The 18,250-nt window shown below is 60.5% G+C and carries 16 protein-coding genes; 15 read left to right on the plus strand and 1 reads right to left on the minus strand.

Going from position 1 to position 18,250, the window contains the following annotated elements:
• The first annotated feature begins 23 nt into the window (after positions 1-23).
• The 11 genes from EGT36_RS26140 (at position 24) to EGT36_RS26195 (ending at position 10,817) form a co-directional block, all read left to right on the plus strand.
• Positions 24-731: a 3-oxoacid CoA-transferase subunit A gene (locus EGT36_RS26140; protein ID WP_125271351.1), complete on the plus strand. Its 708-nt coding sequence runs from the start codon at positions 24-26 to the stop codon at positions 729-731.
• Positions 728-1,423 (plus strand): CoA transferase subunit B, encoded by a 696-nt coding sequence (locus EGT36_RS26145; protein ID WP_125271352.1) that lies wholly within the window; start codon positions 728-730, stop codon positions 1,421-1,423. The genes EGT36_RS26140 and EGT36_RS26145 overlap by 4 nt, the downstream gene beginning before the upstream one ends.
• A gap of 10 nt (positions 1,424-1,433) precedes the next feature.
• Positions 1,434-2,639: a 3-oxoadipyl-CoA thiolase gene (gene pcaF / locus EGT36_RS26150; protein ID WP_125271353.1), complete on the plus strand. Its 1,206-nt coding sequence runs from the start codon at positions 1,434-1,436 to the stop codon at positions 2,637-2,639.
• A gap of 433 nt (positions 2,640-3,072) precedes the next feature.
• On the plus strand, positions 3,073-4,101 hold the full coding sequence (locus EGT36_RS26160; RefSeq protein WP_004445104.1) for a LacI family DNA-binding transcriptional regulator: 1,029 nt from the start codon (positions 3,073-3,075) through the stop codon (positions 4,099-4,101).
• 280 nt (positions 4,102-4,381) lie between these two features.
• A complete protein-coding gene (locus EGT36_RS26165; RefSeq protein ID WP_125271354.1) occupies positions 4,382-4,564 on the plus strand; it encodes a hypothetical protein in 183 nt (60 codons plus the stop codon).
• Between the two features lie 135 nt (positions 4,565-4,699).
• The gene (locus EGT36_RS26170) at positions 4,700-5,623 is read left to right on the plus strand and encodes a sugar ABC transporter substrate-binding protein (protein WP_004445103.1); all 924 of its coding nucleotides are present in this window, start codon (positions 4,700-4,702) and stop codon (positions 5,621-5,623) included.
• Between the two features lie 46 nt (positions 5,624-5,669).
• A complete protein-coding gene (locus EGT36_RS26175) occupies positions 5,670-6,566 on the plus strand; it encodes a sugar phosphate isomerase/epimerase family protein (RefSeq protein WP_004445102.1) in 897 nt (298 codons plus the stop codon).
• A gap of 10 nt (positions 6,567-6,576) precedes the next feature.
• Complete coding sequence (locus EGT36_RS26180) at positions 6,577-7,587, plus strand: Gfo/Idh/MocA family protein (protein WP_125271355.1); 1,011 nt, start codon at positions 6,577-6,579, stop codon at positions 7,585-7,587.
• 8 nt (positions 7,588-7,595) lie between these two features.
• Positions 7,596-8,381, plus strand: a complete 786-nt coding sequence (locus EGT36_RS26185; RefSeq protein WP_125271356.1) for a TIM barrel protein — start codon at positions 7,596-7,598, stop codon at positions 8,379-8,381.
• A 196-nt stretch (positions 8,382-8,577) separates the two neighbouring features.
• Positions 8,578-9,624, plus strand: coding sequence for a LacI family DNA-binding transcriptional regulator (locus tag EGT36_RS26190; RefSeq protein ID WP_004445099.1), 1,047 nt, complete (start codon positions 8,578-8,580; stop codon positions 9,622-9,624).
• Positions 9,625-9,740: 116 nt separating this feature from the next.
• Positions 9,741-10,817 carry an Ldh family oxidoreductase gene (locus tag EGT36_RS26195; RefSeq protein ID WP_006700206.1) on the plus strand — a complete coding sequence of 359 codons (1,077 nt, stop codon included), beginning with the start codon at positions 9,741-9,743 and terminating at the stop codon, positions 10,815-10,817.
• A 24-nt stretch (positions 10,818-10,841) separates the two neighbouring features.
• On the opposite strand, the gene EGT36_RS26200 is transcribed toward EGT36_RS26195, so the two are convergent.
• On the minus strand, positions 10,842-12,836 hold the full coding sequence (locus tag EGT36_RS26200; RefSeq protein ID WP_125271357.1) for a putative bifunctional diguanylate cyclase/phosphodiesterase: 1,995 nt from the start codon (positions 12,834-12,836) through the stop codon (positions 10,842-10,844).
• Between the two features lie 314 nt (positions 12,837-13,150).
• Between EGT36_RS26200 and EGT36_RS26205 the strand changes: the two genes are divergently transcribed.
• From EGT36_RS26205 to EGT36_RS26220, 4 genes are all read left to right on the plus strand, one after another.
• Positions 13,151-14,197, plus strand: coding sequence for a class I SAM-dependent methyltransferase (locus EGT36_RS26205; RefSeq protein ID WP_006700367.1), 1,047 nt, complete (start codon positions 13,151-13,153; stop codon positions 14,195-14,197).
• 89 nt (positions 14,198-14,286) lie between these two features.
• Complete coding sequence (locus tag EGT36_RS26210; protein WP_006700368.1) at positions 14,287-15,111, plus strand: bifunctional allantoicase/(S)-ureidoglycine aminohydrolase; 825 nt, start codon at positions 14,287-14,289, stop codon at positions 15,109-15,111.
• A gap of 170 nt (positions 15,112-15,281) precedes the next feature.
• Positions 15,282-16,787, plus strand: a complete 1,506-nt coding sequence (locus EGT36_RS26215; RefSeq protein WP_125271358.1) for a sensor domain-containing diguanylate cyclase — start codon at positions 15,282-15,284, stop codon at positions 16,785-16,787.
• Positions 16,788-17,054: 267 nt separating this feature from the next.
• Positions 17,055-18,245, plus strand: coding sequence for an efflux RND transporter periplasmic adaptor subunit (locus EGT36_RS26220; RefSeq protein ID WP_004445090.1), 1,191 nt, complete (start codon positions 17,055-17,057; stop codon positions 18,243-18,245).
• Positions 18,246-18,250: the final 5 nt, after the last annotated feature.

An 18,250-nucleotide genomic window follows, 5' to 3' on the forward strand; every position in this document is an offset into this window, starting at 1 on the left:
TCGGCTGGATGGAGGTTTTAAGAATGGACAAGACAATCAAGAGCGCGGAAAAGGCGCTTGCTGGCATCGGCGATGGTGCGACGATCATGATCGGCGGTTTCGGCGGCTCCGGCGCGCCGATCGAGCTGATCCACGCACTGATCGACAAGGGACCGAAGGACCTTACCGTCATCAACAACAATGCCGGCAACGGCCGCATCGGCATCGCCGCGATGATCGATGCGGGCATGGTCAAGAAGATGATCTGCTCCTTCCCGCGATCTTCGGATCCGCGCGCCTTCACTGACCGCTATCTGGCCGGCGAAATCGAGCTGGAGCTGGTGCCGCAGGGCACGCTTGCCGAGCGCATTCGCGCTGGCGGTTCCGGTATTCCGGCCTTCTACACCCCGACCGGCTTCGGCACGGAACTGGCAGAAGGCAAGGTAATCGCGGAATTCGACGGCCGCTCCTACGTGCAGGAGCGCTGGCTGAAGGCCGACTTTGCCATCGTCAAGGCCGAGCTTGGCGACACCTATGGCAACCTCACCTACAACAAGGCCGGGCGCAATTTTAACCCGCTGATGTGCATGGCCGCGAAAACCACCATTGCGCAGGTCTCGAAGATCGTCGCCGCCGGCGAGATCGATCCGGAGCATGTCGTGACGCCGGGTATTTTCGTGAACGGCGTCGTGGAAATTCCCGATCCGCAACAGGAAGAAGTCCTCATTCGCGCCGGAGTAGCCTACGCATGACCATGACCATCGACACCCGCGAAGACATCAAGCTTTCCAACGCCCAGATCGCATGGCGCGCGGCGCAGGACATCGAGGATGGCGCCTACGTCAATCTCGGCATCGGCTTTCCCGAAATGGTGGCGCGCTATCAGCCACCCGGCCGTCAGGCGATCTTCCACACCGAAAATGGCATCCTGAATTTCGGCGAAGCGCCGCCGGAAGGCGAGGAGGACTGGAACCTCATCAATGCCGGCAAGAAGGCCGTGACGCTGAAGCCGGGTGCCGCCTTCTTCCACCATGCCGACAGCTTCGCGATGGTGCGTGGCGGACATCTGGATGTGGCGATCCTCGGGGCTTATCAGGTGGCCCAGAATGGCGATCTCGCCAATTGGCGCGTCGGCTCCAGGGGTGTGCCAGCCGTCGGTGGGGCGATGGATCTGGTTCATGGGGCCAAGCAGGTCTTCGTCATCACCGAACATGTGACCAAGAATGGCGAGCCAAAGCTGGTTGAGAAATGCGCCTTCCCGCTGACCGGCGTCGGCTGCATCACCCGCATCTATACCAGCCACGCGGTGATTGACGTGGTTGATGGCCGCTTCGTGCTGCGTGAAAAACTGCCGGCAATGACGTTTGAGGAATTGCAGGCCATGACCGGCGCGCCGCTTCATGTGGATGGCACGGTTGCTGATCTCGTTGCACCGGAACTTTGAGGAAACACCGATGACCGAAGCCTATATCTGCGATTACATCCGCACGCCCATTGGCCGTTTCGGCGGTGCGCTTTCTTCCGTGAGGGCGGATGACCTCGGCGCGGTGCCGCTGAAGGCGCTGATGGAACGCAATCCTTCCATCGACTGGGAAGCCGTCGAGGATGTGATCTTCGGCTGCGCCAATCAGGCGGGTGAGGATAACCGTAACGTGGCGCGCATGTCGTTGCTGCTCGCCGGCCTGCCGGTGTCGGTAACCGGAACGACCATCAATCGTCTGTGCGGTTCCGGCATGGATGCCGTCATTGCTGCCGCCCGGGCCGTCAAATCGGGCGAGGCGGAGCTGATGATTGCCGGCGGCGTCGAAAGCATGAGCCGAGCGCCCTTCGTTCTGCCCAAGGCGGAGAGCGCTTTTTCGCGCAATGCCGAAATCTACGACACCACCATCGGCTGGCGTTTCGTCAACCCGCTGATGAAGGCGCAATATGGCGTCGATTCCATGCCGGAAACCGGTGACAATGTCGCGGTCGATTATCAGGTCTCGCGCGAGGATCAGGATGCCTTCGCCGTACGCAGTCAGCAGAAGGCGGCGGATGCGCAGGCCAATGGCCGTCTCGACAGGGAAATCGTTTCGGTAACGATCCCCCAGCGCAAGGGCGATCCACTTGTCGTCTCGAAGGACGAACATCCGCGGGCCACAAGCCTCGAAGCACTGGCTAAGCTGAAGCCGGTGAACAAGCGCGAGGGCGCTACGGTAACGGCGGGCAATGCGTCTGGCGTCAATGATGGTGCGGCCGCGCTTATCATCGCGTCAGCCGAGGCTGCGAAGAAATATGGCCTCACTCCCATCGCCCGTATCCTCGGTGGCGCCGCTGCCGGCGTGCCGCCGCGCGTGATGGGCATCGGCCCGGCTCCGGCCTCCGCCAAACTTCTGGCGCGGCTCGGGCTGAAGCAGGAACAGCTCGATGTGATCGAGCTGAACGAGGCATTCGCCAGTCAGGGCCTTGCAACGCTGCGCCAGCTCGGCATTGCCGATGACGATGCGCGGGTAAATGCGAATGGCGGTGCCATCGCGCTCGGCCATCCGCTCGGCATGTCCGGTGCGCGTATCGCCGGCACGGCGGCGCTCGAACTTTCCTTGACGGGCAAGCAGCTGGCGCTCGCCACCTTGTGTATCGGCGTCGGGCAGGGTATCGCCGTCGCGCTGGAGCGGATCTGACGGGATAACGGCTTCAGCATCGTGATGACGGTGCTAATGCCGCCGTAAACCGGTACGAATGCCCGCTGCCGCATCTTCCTTAGTGTGACAGTGGCCATTCAGGTTACTCGGCAGGTGATTTTTTCGCTCTGACACATCCCAGCCCCCTCATTCCTGTGCTTGTCACAGGAATCCAGCCGACGCGCGTCTGCGCGGCGGAAAGACTCCTCTCAGCCCAGGGACTTGGGCTGGCTGAGTCTCTGTGACAAGCACAGAGATGAGGGGAGGAGGCGTGCTGGGCCAAGCAAGCCGGCCCTGCGATGCAGGCCCCGGTCGATTATTCCCTGATAAAGTACTCCACGCTCTTATCCCTCTGCACATGTTGGATTCCATCATGATCCGTGACATGTTTTGCGAGATATGACAGGAATCTTTCCGTCTACGGGGCACCCGCATGAAACGTCCGACCATTACCGATGTTGCAAAGGCCGCCGGCGTCAGCGTCGCCACGGTCGACCGGGTGCTGAACGGCCGCCTGCCGGTGCGGGAGGAAACCTCGCGGCGTGTGTTCGAGGCCGCGGAGAAGATCGGCTTTCATGCCACCAACATCATTCGTCAGCGTATGCTGGCGGATATGCCGTCCTATGGCCTTGGCATCATTCTGCGCAAGGAGCGGCACGCCTTTTATCAGACCTTTGCCGACGAGCTGGAGCTTGCGGCGCGCAACATCCGGGATCGCCACGTCAATCTGCGCATCGAATTTGCGCAATCCGGTGAGCCGGCGGAGCTTGCGGCGCTGCTTATGGGCATGAAGGGCCGGGTACAGGCGGTGGCCGCTACCGGGCCGGACCACCACGATGTCACGGCCGCCGTCGAGGCATTGAAGATCAAGGGCATTCCGACATTCTCGCTGCTTTCCGATTTTGCCCAGGGCGTGCGGGAAGCTTATCTCGGTGTCAACAGCATGAAGGTGGGGCGCACAGCGGCGTGGATGATCTCACGACTGGCGCGCAGCAAGGGCAAGGTGCTTCTGCTGCTTGGTGGTCACCGGTTTCATGGTCATTCACTGCGCGAAACCGGTTTTCGCAGCTACATGCGTGAATATGCGCCGGAATTTGAGGTTATGGATGCCCTGATCACGCTGGAAACGCGACGCGTAACCTATGAGCTCGTGATGGACTCTATCGCCAAGCACAGGGATCTCGTCGGCATCTATTGCGTGGGCGGCGGCATGGAAGGGGTGATCGAGGCGCTTCAACACGAAAAGCGGCAGGAACCCATTGTCTGCCTTGTCAACGAACTGACCCCCGTGTCCCGCCAGGCACTGCTGGAAGGCAGCATCAGCGGCGTGTTCCAGACCCCGCTGCGCGAATTGTGCGCCGATCTCATCGCAACCATGGTTCACACTATCGAACATGGCATGGCGGAGACGCCGGGACAGCGTTTCCTTCCTGCCCATCTCTGGGTTCCTGAAAGCCTTTGATGGTTTGATAGATTACATCATATCGCACCCGCCCGTTTCTATCATGCTTGATGGTTTTGCCTGCTGCTGACGCGTTGACGTGGTGACCGGACTAGGAAATCTTGCCTGCCTGTGGAGCGGACAGGAGGCCGACCTTCACAGCATGAGATTACGTCGGGGTTGCTTGACGCCGCGGATATTCCTTCGCGGCGCGGGGGCAGCTTTTTCCGGAAAGCCGTGACGGCGCACTTCGAGCGCGATGGTGCGGCCGGTTCTTTTCAAGGTTTGGAGGGGGAACGAGATGAAAAGACATTTCGCCAATGCAGCCTTCGCGACCATGCGGACGACGGGCGCGCCGGTGCAGGCCGTTGGAGTTTCGATGGCGCTGAAACCTGCCGGAAACGCTGCGGCAGACAGGAGGGTCTTCGTGCCCTTCGAGCTGGTAAGGCCGGCCGATCTCAAAAACCATCAGGCCGGGAACTGAGCCATGGCCGTGCCTGCCGGCTTCCGCTCCCCGGGGGAGTGCCGCCGGAGGGGCCTGACGCGCCGCAGCCGGGCACGACCGGCTACGGCAAAAACTGGACAATGCAATCAGCAGCGATTTCCGCGGGAGGAAACCTTGAAAAAACTATTGATGGCGACGGCACTCTGTATCTTCGCGACACCGGCTCTGGCCGAGACCCGAATTGCAGTCTCGATGACGTCTTTCGACAATCCGTTTCTGACGATCCTGCTCAACGGCATAAGGGCCGAGGCCGGGCGCGACAAGACCATCGAGCTTCTGGTCGAGGATGCCCAGCTCGATCCTTCAAAGCAGCTGAACCAGGTGCAGAATTTCATTGCCAATGGCGTCGATGCAATCATCGTCAACGCCGTCGATGGTGACGCTACCTCGGCGATAACCAAGGCCGCATCCGCTGCGAAAATTCCGCTTGTCTATGTGAACCATCCGCCGGCTGAGCTGGAAACCGGGCTGCCTGACGGCACGGCATTTGTCGGCTCCAATGAACTTGATTCCGGCACCATGGAAGCCGAAGCCGCCTGCAAGCTGATGGGCGGCAAGGGCAAGGCCGTCATTCTGATGGGCCCTTTGGAAAACCATGCGGCGCTGGTTCGTACCAAGGATGTGGAAACGGTGTTCTCCAAGCCGGACTGCAAGATCGAAATCCTTGAAAAGCAGACGGCGAACTGGAGCCGCACGCAGGCACAGGACCTCGTTTCCTCCTGGCTGACGGCGGGCATACAGTTCGATGCGGTCATCGCCAACAACGATGAAATGGCGATTGGCGCCGTGCAGGCGCTGAAGGCAGCGGGCGTATCCATGAAGGACGTCGTCATTGCCGGCATTGACGCGACACCCGATGGACTTGCCGCGATGCAGGCGGGCGATCTCGATATCACCGTCTACCAGAATGCGACGAAGCAGGGCGAGGTCTCCGTTCAGACGGCGGTGAAGGCCGCTGCCGGTCAAAGCACCGAAAAGACGCTCTGGGTGCCCTTCGAACTCGTCACGCCGGAAAACATGTCCGCCTATGCCAAATGAGCCGGGGCTTCGGCCCCGTCCCTTATCCCACCGACTGGAAACAGCCATGAAACATACGCTCGATCCCCACATGTTCCGGCATCTTTCGCTGGCCGAGACCTGCCGCAAGGTCGCAGAGCTCGGTTACGACTATGTCGAACTTTCACCCCGTCCGGATTTTCTGTCCTGGTGGACGCGACCGAAGGTCTATCCCGAGCGCGTCGCCGAATTCAAAAAAGCCCTGAAGGATCACGGCGTCGGCCTTGCCACGCTGCAGCCCATGTATCGCTGGGCGAGCCCGTATCCGGACGAATGGGAGGTAGCGATCGACAACTGGAAACGCGCCATCGAGATTGCGGTGGAGATGGAGTGCCCGATGTTCGTTTCGGAATTCGGTCGTGGAGGCTCGCCGGAGCGCAGCCTCAACGACCGGTCCGGCCTGCACCGTCCGGAAACCTGCGAAGCGCAGTTCTTCCGCGCCATGGATGTTCTGGTTCCGATCCTCGAGCGGGAGGGGCTGGTGCTGTCGCTGGAGGCGCATCCCGAAGACTGGGTCGAGGAAATCGCGCCGGCCATCGACATCATCAAGACCATCAATTCCAAGGCGGTAAAGGCCTCCTTCATCGCGCCTCACACCTTCTTTTACGGTCCGGACATGGTTGCCAACCTGCGCGCGACCGAAGGTCATCTGGTGCATGTGCGCCTTGCCGATACCTATGACCACACCAAATCGTCGCAGCTGCGCTACATCGTTAATCCGCCCGGCGCCAAAGTCAGGGTGCACCAGCACACGGATTTCGGCCAAGGCGAGATCGACTGGGAGATATTCTTCGCCACGCTGGCCGACATGAAATTCGACGGTGTGCTGTCGAACTGCGTCTTTGCCTGGGAAGATCGTGTCGATGAAAGCGCGCGTTTCATGCTCAGCGAAACCCGGCGATATGTCGCCAAATACTGGAAATGAGGTTTTTCGGATGACTGTGAAAATTGGTGTCATCGGCACCGGTGCCATCGGGCGCGATCACGCCCGACGTATCAATGAGGTTCTGGGCGGTGCGAAGGTCGTTGCGCTGAGCGACGTCAACCGCGACTCGGCCGAGGCGGTCAAAAAAGACATCGCCCCTGATGCCGCCATTTTCGCCACCGGCGAGGAGCTCATTGCATCAGCTGAGGTGGATGCCGTGCTTGTCACCTCCTGGGGCGCGACGCATGAGCAATATGTGCTGGCGGCCATCGCCGCCGGCAAGCCGTGCTTCTGCGAAAAGCCGCTGGCGACGACGGCAGAGGGCGCGAAGCGGATCGTCGATGCTGAGGTGGTGCATGGCAAACGGCTGGTACAGGTGGGTTTCATGCGCCGCTACGATGCCGGTTACGTGGCGCTGAAAAAGACCGTGGACACCATGATCGGCGCCCCGATCATGGTCCATGCCGCCCATCGCAACCCGACCGTTCCGGAGCAGTATGTGACGCCCATGGCGATCCACGACACGATGATCCACGAGATCGACGTGCTGCGCTGGCTGCTCGATGACGACTATGTGTCGGCCCGGGTTCTCTTTCCACGTGCCGCCGCCCGCAGCCATGCAAAGCTGAGGGACCCGCAGATCGTCATTCTGGAAACGGCCAGGGGCACGATCATCGACGTCGAAATCTTCGTGAACTGCCACTACGGTTACGACATACAGTGCCAGGTGGTCGGCGAGGACGGCATTGCCAGCCTGCCGGAGCCGATGGCGATACAGACACGGCTCGGCGCCAAGCTGCAGAGCGATATTCTCACCGACTGGAAGGATCGCTTCATCGCGAGCTACGACGTCGAATTGCAGGACTTCATCCATGCGGCGGCGAAGGGAACAGCCTCCGGCCCCAATTCCTGGGACGGCTACGTGGCCGCGATCACTTCCGATGCCTGCGTCGCCGCGCAGGAGACGGACGGAGCAGCCGTCGCAATCAGGCTTCCCGCCCGTCCCGCCCTTTATCAGTGAGGTCTTTCATGCGTTTTGCCATCAACCACATCACCGCCCCGGCGCTTTCGCTCGAGGACTTCTTCCAGACCGCGCGCGAACTCGGCCTCACCGAGGTCGAGATCCGCAACGACCTGCCGGATATTGTCGGTACGGTGACACCGGCGCAGGTGAAGGCGGCGGCGGAAAAGGCCGGCGTGACGATCATCTCCATCAACGCGCTTTATCCCTTCAACGTCTGGTCGGGCGACCTGCCGCAGCGCGCCGTCGCCATGGCCGATTACGCCGCGGCGAGCGGTGCAAAAGCGCTGGTCATGTGCCCGCTCAATGACGGCAGGGCGGTTTCCTTCGACGATCTCGTGACGGCGCTGAAGGCCATGAAGCCGATCCTTGAGGAGAGGGGCCTTACCGGTCTTGTCGAACCGCTCGGCTTCCCGGTCTCCTCGCTGCGCACCAAGACCGAGGCGGTGAGAGCCATTGATGTGGCCGGCGGCGGCGATGTCTACAGGCTGGTGCACGACACCTTCCACCATCACCTCGCGGGCGAGATGGCGTTTTTCCCCGAACGCACCGGTCTCGTCCACATTTCCGGCGTCACCGACCCCGCCGTCTCCGTCGCCGACATGCTGGATGCCCACCGCGTCCTGGTGGATGGCGCCGACCGGCTGGAGAATATCGCCCAGATCAGGGCGCTGGAGGCCGCCGGTTACAAGGGCCCCTACAGCTTCGAGCCCTTTGCGACGGAAGTTCATGACCTGAAGGACCCGGCCGCTGCCGTGAAAGCCAGCATCGACCACATCGCCGGCGCGCTCTGACCACGCTGCCGCCCGCGGTGAAGCGCGGGCGGCAACCGGACGATCGCCTAAGCCGGAGAAATCAATTCCGCATTTACGGATGATGCTGTAGTCTCCGGTAACGAGAGAGCAGCAGACCGGCGCGGTTATTCTTCAGATCGATTGCGTGAGTCTTTCCGCCAGGGCCGTCCGAAGAAGAGTGGTTGAATTCCCTTTTATGAAAATAGACAGGAAAACGACGCTTAAGGACGTCGCGCGGGAGGCGAATGTTTCGCTGAGCACGGCTTCGCATGCGATCAACGGCACGGCGCCGCTCACCACGCAGGTTCGCGAGCGGGTTCTGGAAGCCGCCCGGTCGCTTGGTTATCTCGAAAACCGGCGCCAGAAGGCGACCATCGCCACCTTGCGTGTCGTCCTGCTGGCCATGACCAATGACGCGGCACCGCAGAGCGACCTCAACATGGTCAGCTGGACAATGTTGAACGGCTTCCGCCGCGAATGCGAGCGGCGCGGAATCCGCATCGTTCCCTATGTCAGTGCAACGAGCCGGCTCGACCCCGTGGCGGTTGCCGAGGCCGTCAGGACAGATAATGTGGACGGTGTCGTGGTTCTGAATGACGACAGGCCGCAGCTGGTCGAGGCGCTTTCCGCGCTTGGCAAGCCCGTGGTGCTGATCAATGGCGAAGATCCGGCCATGATCGTCGATACGGTAACGGCGGAGAACCGGTTCGGCGCCCGCCTCGGCATCGAGCATCTGCTGTCGCTCGGGCATCGCAATATTGTGCATGTGACCTGGAAGGGCCGCACGACGATCCGCCGTCGTCATGATGGCTATAACGATGCATTCCTTGCAACGGGCCTTGCCGTTCCGGCCGATATGGTCATCGAGGTCGAGAGCTACGAACCGGAATGGGGAGAGGTGGCTATCCGCCGTCTGCTTGCCGAGCAGCGACCGCTGCGAAACGCCACCGCGATTTTCTGCGCCGCCGATAATCTGGCGCTCGGCTGTCTGAAGGCCTTGGGGGAGGCCGGTATCCGGGTGCCCGAGGATGTCTCGGTGCTGGGTTTCGATGACATCATGCCAGCCGCCTTCAGCACACCGCCTCTCAGCACCATCCAGTTGCCCGCCGACAGGCTGGGCGGGGCGGCGCTGTCGCTGCTGGAGCAGCGGCTGGTGGCGGCCGATCCCACCCGGCCGGCGCACCGGCTGGAACTCGGTTGCCGGCTGGTGCTGAGGGGCAGTATCGCCCCGCCGCGCAAATAGGCCGCTTTCCGCCGCCGCCGCGCCGATCGACGTTTTCCACGTGATATTCGATTGCAAAAACCTATCCCATGAATAGCCTGTGCGGCATGGATTCTGGAATCGGGAGGGTTCCCCGCATGTCGCACAGCAATGAAAACGTCCCTGCTCTGGCGAGGCTGGATGAGCTGGATCGGTTCTGCCGCGCCGTTTTCCTCGCTGCCGGTACGGATGACGAGACGGCCGATGCGGCGACCCGCGCCATGATGCATGGTACGCGGCTTGGCGTTGACAGCCACGGTGTGCGCCTGCTCGCTCATTATGTCACCGCACTTGAAGGCGGGCGTCTCAATCCGCGGCCGCAGATCAGCCGCGTTTCCGGCTTCGGCGCGGTGGAGACGGTGGATGCGGACAACGCCCACGGCGCCCGCGCCACCTATGCGGCCATGGAAAACGCCATGGCGCTCGCGGAAAAATTTGGCATCGGCGCGGTGGCGATCAGGAATTCCTCGCATTTCGGACCGGCTGGGGCTTATGCGCTGGAGGCGGCCCGGCAGGGCTATATCGGCCTGGCATTCTGCAATTCGGACAGTTTCGTGCGCCTGCATGATGGCGCCATGCGCTTTCACGGCACCAACCCGATTGCCGTCGGCGTTCCTGCAGCGGATGACCTGCCGTGGCTGCTGGACATGGCGACCAGCGCGGTGCCCTATAATCGCGTGCTGCTTTACCGCAGCCTAGGACAGCAATTGCCTGCGGGCGTTGCCTCGGATGGTGACGGCGTCGATACAAGGGATCCGAATGCTGCGGAAATGCTTGCCCCTGTCGGCGGCGAATTCGGCTTCAAGGGCGCGGCGCTGGCGGGAATGGTGGAGATTTTCAGTGCGGTTCTGACCGGCATGAAGCTGAGCTTCGATATCGCCCCGATGGGCGGGCCGGATTTCTCCACGCCGCGCGGGCTTGGTGCCTTCGTTCTGGCGCTGAAACCAGAAGCCTTCCTCGAGCGCGACGCGTTTGACGAGGGCATGAAGCGCTATCTCGAAGTGCTGCGGGGTTCCCCCGTTCGCGAGGATTGCAAGGTCATGGCGCCTGGCGATCGCGAATGGGCGGTGGCGGCGAAGCGGGAAAGGGAAGGAGCGCCGGTCGATCCGGTCACCCGCGCGGCCTTTTCGGAAATGGCGGCAAGGTTTTCGGTCAGCCCGCCCGCATATCACTAAGCTTCCACGATTGTCAGCGCCCGCTCAGGCGGGACGAAGAAGCATGCTGGGGCGCGGATAGGGTGCTTTTGCGGGTCCCAGCCTTTCCGCCACGACCGGGCGGCCGATGTAATAGCCCTGCGCGTAATCGATTTCCATCTGGCGCACGAGCCTTAGCTGTTCCTCGGTTTCCACGCCTTCGATCAAAATTTTATGGCCGCGATTGCGAATGAGGCGGATCATGTCCTGCAGCATCGCCCGTCCGCGTGGGGTCTTGCTGTCATGCAGGAAGGAACGATCAATCTTGACGGTATCGAAATCCGTCATGCGCAGCCATGACAGCCCGGCGAAACCCGTTCCGAAATCATCCAGCCAGATTTTGATGCCAAGCGTCTTCAGGTCGTTCAGGCAACGCAGCACATCCGAATGCATTTCCATGTCCAGGCCTTCGGTGATTTCGAAGGCGAGCCTGTTGCCGGCAATACCGGCTTCCACGAGAATGGCCGCGACGGACGTGGCAAACCCAGGGTTCTTCAATTGCATGGGTGACACATTGACGCTGACGACATCAACCCTGTCATCGGCCAATATGTGCTTGCAGACCGTCTTGATGGTCCACAGGCCCAGTTCCATGATCGTGCCGGTACGCTCGGCGATCGGGATGAAGATGCCGGGGGCGACGGAATTGCCATCCAGCAGGCGAAGTCGCATCAGCGCCTCGACGCCTGTCGTTTCATTGGTCGAGATGTTCAAGATCGGCTGGTAGACAAGGGAAACAAGGTTCTCCGCAACTGCGATCTTCAGAAGAGCGGCGATGTTTTCCGTTTCGTCGCTGGTCTGCGGATCGTCGGGATCGAACAGCTTCATGCAATTGCGGCCATTGCCCTTGGCGATGTAAAGCGCGCGATCGGCCTCGTTGATGATCTTCTCCAGCTTGCCGTCCGGATTGGGGCGGGTGAAGGAGGCGCCGATGCTGACAGTGACGATAAAGGTGCCGTCACGGCGCTGGTCATGTGCGAGGGACAGGCTTTCCACGGTATGGCGGATCGTTTCGGCGAGCTCGCCAACCTGCTGTTTGGACTTGAATGGCGCCAGCACGATGAATTCTTCGCCACCATAGCGGCCGATCGAGGCGCCGTGCTGGATGATTGCATCCTGCAAGGCATTACCCACGGTCACGAGACACTTGTCGCCTTCCTGGTGGCCATAACGGTCGTTGTATTTCTTGAAGAAATCGACATCGATCAGGAATACGGAAAAACCTTCTTCCTTCTTCATCCAGTTATCCCACAACAGGCGCAGATGGTGATCGATGGCGCGGCGGTTCTGCAGCCCGGTCAGGGAATCGGTGTTGGAAAGACGCAGCAGCGCCTGGCCACGCTCATCCGCCGCCTTCTGCTGGGCCTTCGCTTCCAGCCCGTTGACGAAGACATGGTAGCGTTCCCTGTTCAGGTTCCAGTTCACATAAGACGTGAAGACGAAGCAGGAGATATAGAAGGTGCCGAAAGCGAATTTGTAGAAAGCGTCTTCAGGAAACTGCGTCGCCGCCAGAAAATAGGTGACGAGAATGATGCCCGATGACACCAGCGACAGATGGAATCTGAAAGTGAAAAACAGATTGGCGCCCATCATGAAGATCGCCCCGAAAACCATGTAATAGGACATGTTTTCGATATTGTCGGTCAGCAGCGATGGCAACAGCCAGCCGATATAACCCATGACGAGGGCGGTCGCACAGGTGAGGTCGAGCGCTGCGGTGCTGGCTCCCCGGCGTAGCTGGATTTCCAGTGTCAGCAGCGCTGATACGGCGACCGCGAAACGTGCGACAATGGTGTAAAACGCGACGTCGGGTATCAGAACGATGTCTGAAGCGGCAAACAGAAGATAAATGAAGACAGCCGTCCACAGGCCCCGACGGATAGAACCCCGGCGGCCGCGTTCGCCTTCCTGCTGGTAAAGGGCAAGAAGTTCATCAGAAAACCGGGAGTCCGGCCGCCGATAGTCTTGCTGTCCACTCACCTCTCCCAATGTGTGCTTCATGCACTTTCCCATAGTGTTGCGTATACTTATTAAGTAACTGCTTATTCCACTTTTCCGTGTGCTGTCGCACCCAGTTCGGGTTCCTGTCGATCTCTGCCAAAGCGGATTGAGACCATGGAAAGGAAGAACGCATCATACGTTCGCAACATTAAGTTTCACTAAACCGCCTATCCTCCCAGCCGCCACCCGAGAGTGTGACCAAAAAAATACGCTAATTTACTAATCTATCCCTACACCGCGCAAAAATCGAAATCGAGTGGCCTTCGGTGTCCCAGAAACGTATAGTTAACAATGTGTTAACACTGGAGGCTGAAGTGGTGCGGGTAAAGAAGAAAAATCTGGATGGGGCAAGTCTGATCACCCCGGATACTGTCGCAAAAGAGATTTTTGCACGCAAAACGAAAACGTTCGATGAGCAGTTCGCAGTTGCAAAAGCAGAAATTGCCATCATTCTCGAATTGGCACAGCAGCAGTTCGATAATGGTATTTCAGCACATGACATAATACATCGAACGGCGGGGGCGCTGCATGGGTTGCGAGAAAAACTCCACTCAAGCGTGTGGGCTGAACTGATCCCCATCATACAGAATCACCCCGTGTCGGAGCGTTTTCTGCAGGATCCGTTCACGCGCTGGTCGTTCGACAAGCCGCGGGGTTATTCCGGCGATGCGCAATTGCTGGATTTTATCTATGGCCACGAAAGCGTTGCCGGTCTGGTGAAGAATGCGACGCCGCTGGGGCGTGATCTTTACGACTATACGAAGGACGCCAGTTCTTCCGTGGCGGTGCGCGAGCGACGGGATCTGCTGACGCGTTTTGTCGACGAAGCGGCGGCCCGGCACGGTGAAGATACCGAAATCCTCACCATAGCGTCCGGACATCTGCGCGAGGCGGATGCTTCCGCGGCGCTGAAGGAGGGCAGGCTGCGGCGCTGGGTGGCGCTCGATCAGGACCCCTTGAGCGTCGGTTCCGTTGCCCGCGATTTCGCCGGCACCTGCATCGAGGCGATCGACGGCTCGGTGCGCGATATCGTCCTGCGCACGCAGGAGCTCGGCACTTTCGATCTGATATACGCAGCCGGTCTATACGACTACCTGAACGACCGTGTGGCGATCAAACTCACGCGGCGCTGCATGGAGATGCTGAAACCCGGCGGCATGTTCCTCTTCGCCAACTTCTCCGAGGACATCGTTGTGGACGGCTACATGGAAACCTTCATGAACTGGGCGCTGCTGTTGCGCTCGAAGGCGGATATGTGGCGGATCGTCAATGCCAGCGCCGATCCCGACAGCATCGAGGCCGAGGTGTTCTTTGGCGAGAACCACAATATCGTCTACGCGACGATGCGTAAGAAGGCATGACATCCTTCGGCCCGTCTTCCTGCCAATAACCATTTGCTTAAACCTCGTCGCGGGCCTAAGAATCCGCGCCGAATGCATTGCAGAATGGAATGGCTGAAATGAAGAGATATTATTCGGATATGGGCGGTCTGCCCGGGCAGACGGAACTCCTGTCGAGCAAGGCTGTATTCAAGACCGCCTATGCTGTCATCCCCAAGACCGTGATGTCCGATATCGTGACAAGCGTGCTGCCCCACTGGACCGGCACGCGTGCCTGGATCATCGCCCGGCCGATGACCGGCTTTTCCGAGACTTTCGCGCAATATATCGTTGAAGTGCAGCCCGGCGGCGGCAGCGACCGTCCGGAGCCGGACGCACGGGCGCAGGCGGCGATCTTCGTCGTCGATGGCGAGATGACCGTGGAATTCGAGGGCGCCCGGCATGAGCTGCGGGAGGGCTCCTTCGCTTTCCTTCCGGCCGGCAGCCGCTGGCAGATCCGTAATTCGGGCAAGGCGCCGGTCAAATTCCACTGGGTGCGGAAGGCGTTTCAGGCCGTAGACGGGCTGGAGCCACCGCCGGCGATCTTCACCCATGAAGACGAGACCGCCCTTTCGGCAATGCCGGACACCGACGGCAAATGGGCGACGACCCGTTTCATCGATCCTGATGACGTGCGTTACGACATGCATCTCAACATCGTCACCTTCGAGCCGGGCGCGACCATTCCCTTCATGGAAACCCACGTCATGGAACACGGCCTCTATGTTCTCGAAGGCAAGGCCGTGTACCGGCTGAACGAGGACTGGGTGGAGGTGCAGGCCGGCGACTTCATGTGGCTGCGCGCCTATTGCCCGCAGGCGTGTTATGCGGGCGGGCCGGGCCGATTCCGCTATCTGCTCTATAAGGATGTAAACCGACACGTGAAGCTCTGGTAACGGGCCTGCGGTCTGCAAAAAACCATGAATTGTCGCGCAATCCGGCGGCTTGCGCGATAAATGCTTGCTTTGGATCGAATATCCCTAATAAATTCCCGTAGGCGGCGGCTATTGCTGCGCCGCTCCGTTTGGTGATCCGCCTGCACCTATCCTTGAGAAGACTTGCCCGTATGACTGAGACGATCGATGCCAATGTCTTCAATCTTGCGCCCGTGGCGATGTGGATCGAGGATTTCAGCGAGGTAAAGCGCCAGTTCGATATCTGGCGGGCGGAGGGCGTAGAGGATCTCAGGGCGTTTCTTCTGGACGATCTGACAAGGGTGGCGGCCTGTTCGCAGAAGATCCGCGTCATCCAGGTCAACGCCAGGACGCTGGAACTGTTCGAGGCCCACGACCAGGGCCATCTCGTCGACAATCTGCACCGCATCTTTCGCGATGACATGCTAGAGAGCCATGTGAACGAGCTTTCCGAACTCTGGGCCGGCAAGACGGAATTCACCAGCAATGCTGTCAATTATTCGATCGGTGGCAAGCGGCTGGACATTCAGTTGCGCGGCGCGGTGATACCCGGCCACGAGGACACGCTCGACCGGCTGCTTCTGACCACCGAGGATGTAACGGAGCGGGAGGAGGCCCGCCGCAAGGAGCTGCTCAACCGCCGTTATGCCGAGGGCATGTTCAAACATTCGCCTGTGTCCCTATGGGTGGAGGATTTCAGCCGGGTAAGGCGCCTGATCGAGGAGGTCAGGGAGCGCGGCATCATCGATTTCCGGGTCTTCATGGATGTGCATCCGGAATTCGTGCGGCAATGCATGAGCGAAATCCGCGTCATCGACGTCAATCGCGCGACGCTCGACCTGTTCTGTGCGCCGGACCGGCAGGTTCTGCTGCAGCGGCTCGGCGATATTTTCCGAGACGAGATGGAAAAGCCGTTCCGCGAACAGCTGATGGAACTCTGGAACGGTAATCTCAGCCATCACCGCGAGGTGGTGAACTACGCGCTGGACGGTTCCGAGAGGCATCTGCTTTTGCATTTTTCGGTTTTTCCCGGGTATGAGCGGGACTGGTCTCTGGTGCAGGTGGCGCTGACGGATATTACCGCGCGCAAGAAAGCCGAAGCCTACCTCGAATATCTCGGCAAGCACGATGTGCTGACCAAGCTGCACAACCGCGCCTTCTATTCCGACGAGCTGAACAGGCTGGAGCGCAGCGCGTTGCGGCCCGTATCGGCGATCGTGATCGATCTCAACGGCCTGAAGGACGCGAATGACAAGCTTGGGCACGATGCCGGCGACGCCCTGTTGCGACGCATGGGCGAGGTGCTGAACGGCGTGGTGACCGCGCCGAACCATGCAGCCCGCATCGGCGGCGACGAATTCGCCATTCTTCTTCCCGGCGCCGACAAGCAGGTGGCCGCCGCCATGGTCGAAACCGTTTATGAGCTGCTGAAGATCAACAACCAGTTCTATTCCAGCGCGCCGCTCAGCCTGTCGTTGGGTGTGGCGACCAGCGAGGCAGGCGAGACGATGGAATCGTTGGTGCGCCGCGCCGATATGAATATGTACGAGCAGAAAAATGCCTATTACGCGGCGCTGCGTAACAGATCTGCCGACAATAACGACAAGACCAATGCCGGCCCCCAGCCCGAAGCCAGCTCGCTGAAGCGTTTGTCCTGAGGGTAAGACGGGTCGTCGACCCTTGCTCTCGCAATTATTTCTGATCTTCCGGCCATAAGGCCCAAGGCGGGACCCACGCCGTCGTGGGTCCCAGTGCCTTCCGTTTCCCGATGTTCTTGCGAATGCAGGCCGTGTTTCCACGCCGTCTCGCGCGGCTTCACAAGCGCGTGAGGCCGGTTTTGCGCTGCAACAATTCTATTGTCAGAAATTTACATACGTCTTAGTATGTATGTAAATGTGACCTTTTTCATGGATTCGGAGCGCAGAATGGCGAATAGACTGGGGCAGATCGTGGCGGTGTTGTTGGCGGGCATCGTTGTGGTCGGATGTAGCGACGAGCAGGCGTCTGCCCCCGGCGCGCCGCCGCCTGGTGCAGTCAAGGTCGTGACCGTAAAGCAGGAAGAGTTGCCGATAACCAACGACCTGCCGGGCCGCATTGCACCGACGCGACTTGCGGAAGTGCGCCCGCGTGTCTCAGGCATCATCGTTGAGCGCGTGTTCGAGCAGGGTTCGCTGGTGAAGGAAGGCGATGTCCTCTACCGCATCGATCCCGCCCCGTTCCAGGTGCGCGTCGACAGCGCCGAGGGCACGTTGCGCCGGGCGCAGGCCGCGCAGCTTCAGGCGCGCCAGACGGCCGACAGGCAGCAACAGCTGCGCCGTTCCAACGTTGGTTCGCAGCAGGAATTCGACAACGCCATTGCCCAGCTGGCGCAGGCCGATGCCGAGGTGGCGGTGGCTGAGGCAGGCCTGGCGGAAGCGAAGCTCAATCTTCAATATGCCGATGTCAAAGCCCCGATCAGCGGCCGGATCGGCCGCGCGCGTATTACGGAAGGCGCGCTCGTCAGCGCGACCGGCTCTGAAAACCTGGCGACGATCCAGCAGCTTGATCCGATCTATGCCGACTTCACCCAGCCGGCGGCCGATCTCATTCGGCTGCGCAAGGCGCTTCAGGACGGCAAGCTGATGACCGGCCCGAATGAAGCCGAAGTCAATCTGCTCTTCGATGACGGCAGCCGTTACCCGCAGCCCGGCCGTCTGCTGTTTTCGGAAGCGGCGGTTGATGAGACCACCGGCCAGGTGACGCTGCGCGGCGAATTTCCCAACCCGAACGGCGATCTGCTGCCGGGCATGTATGTCCGCGTGCAGATCCAGCAGGGCATTCAGAAGGCTGCATTCGCGGTGCCGCAGCAGGCGGTTCAGCGCGATGCCGGCGGTCAGGCGAGCGTGCTTGTCGTCAACGCCGAAGATACGGTCGAGCAGCGGCGCGTCAGCGTCGGCCGTTCCATCGGTGACCGCTGGGTAATTTCGGAAGGGCTGAAGGATGGCGACCGCGTTGTTGCCGAAGGCTTCCAGAAGACCGCCCCGGGAGCCAAGGTGAAGCCTGAACCCTGGTCCGACGAGGCCGATGTCGCCGCTGCCGCAGGCAGCGAGAGCGCGGCTCCGGCCCAGAAGCAATAAGGACC

Origin of the sequence: Agrobacterium sp. FDAARGOS_525, assembly GCF_003938925.1 — a bacterium.
In the GTDB taxonomy this organism is placed as follows: Bacteria; Pseudomonadota; Alphaproteobacteria; order Rhizobiales; family Rhizobiaceae; genus Agrobacterium; species Agrobacterium pusense.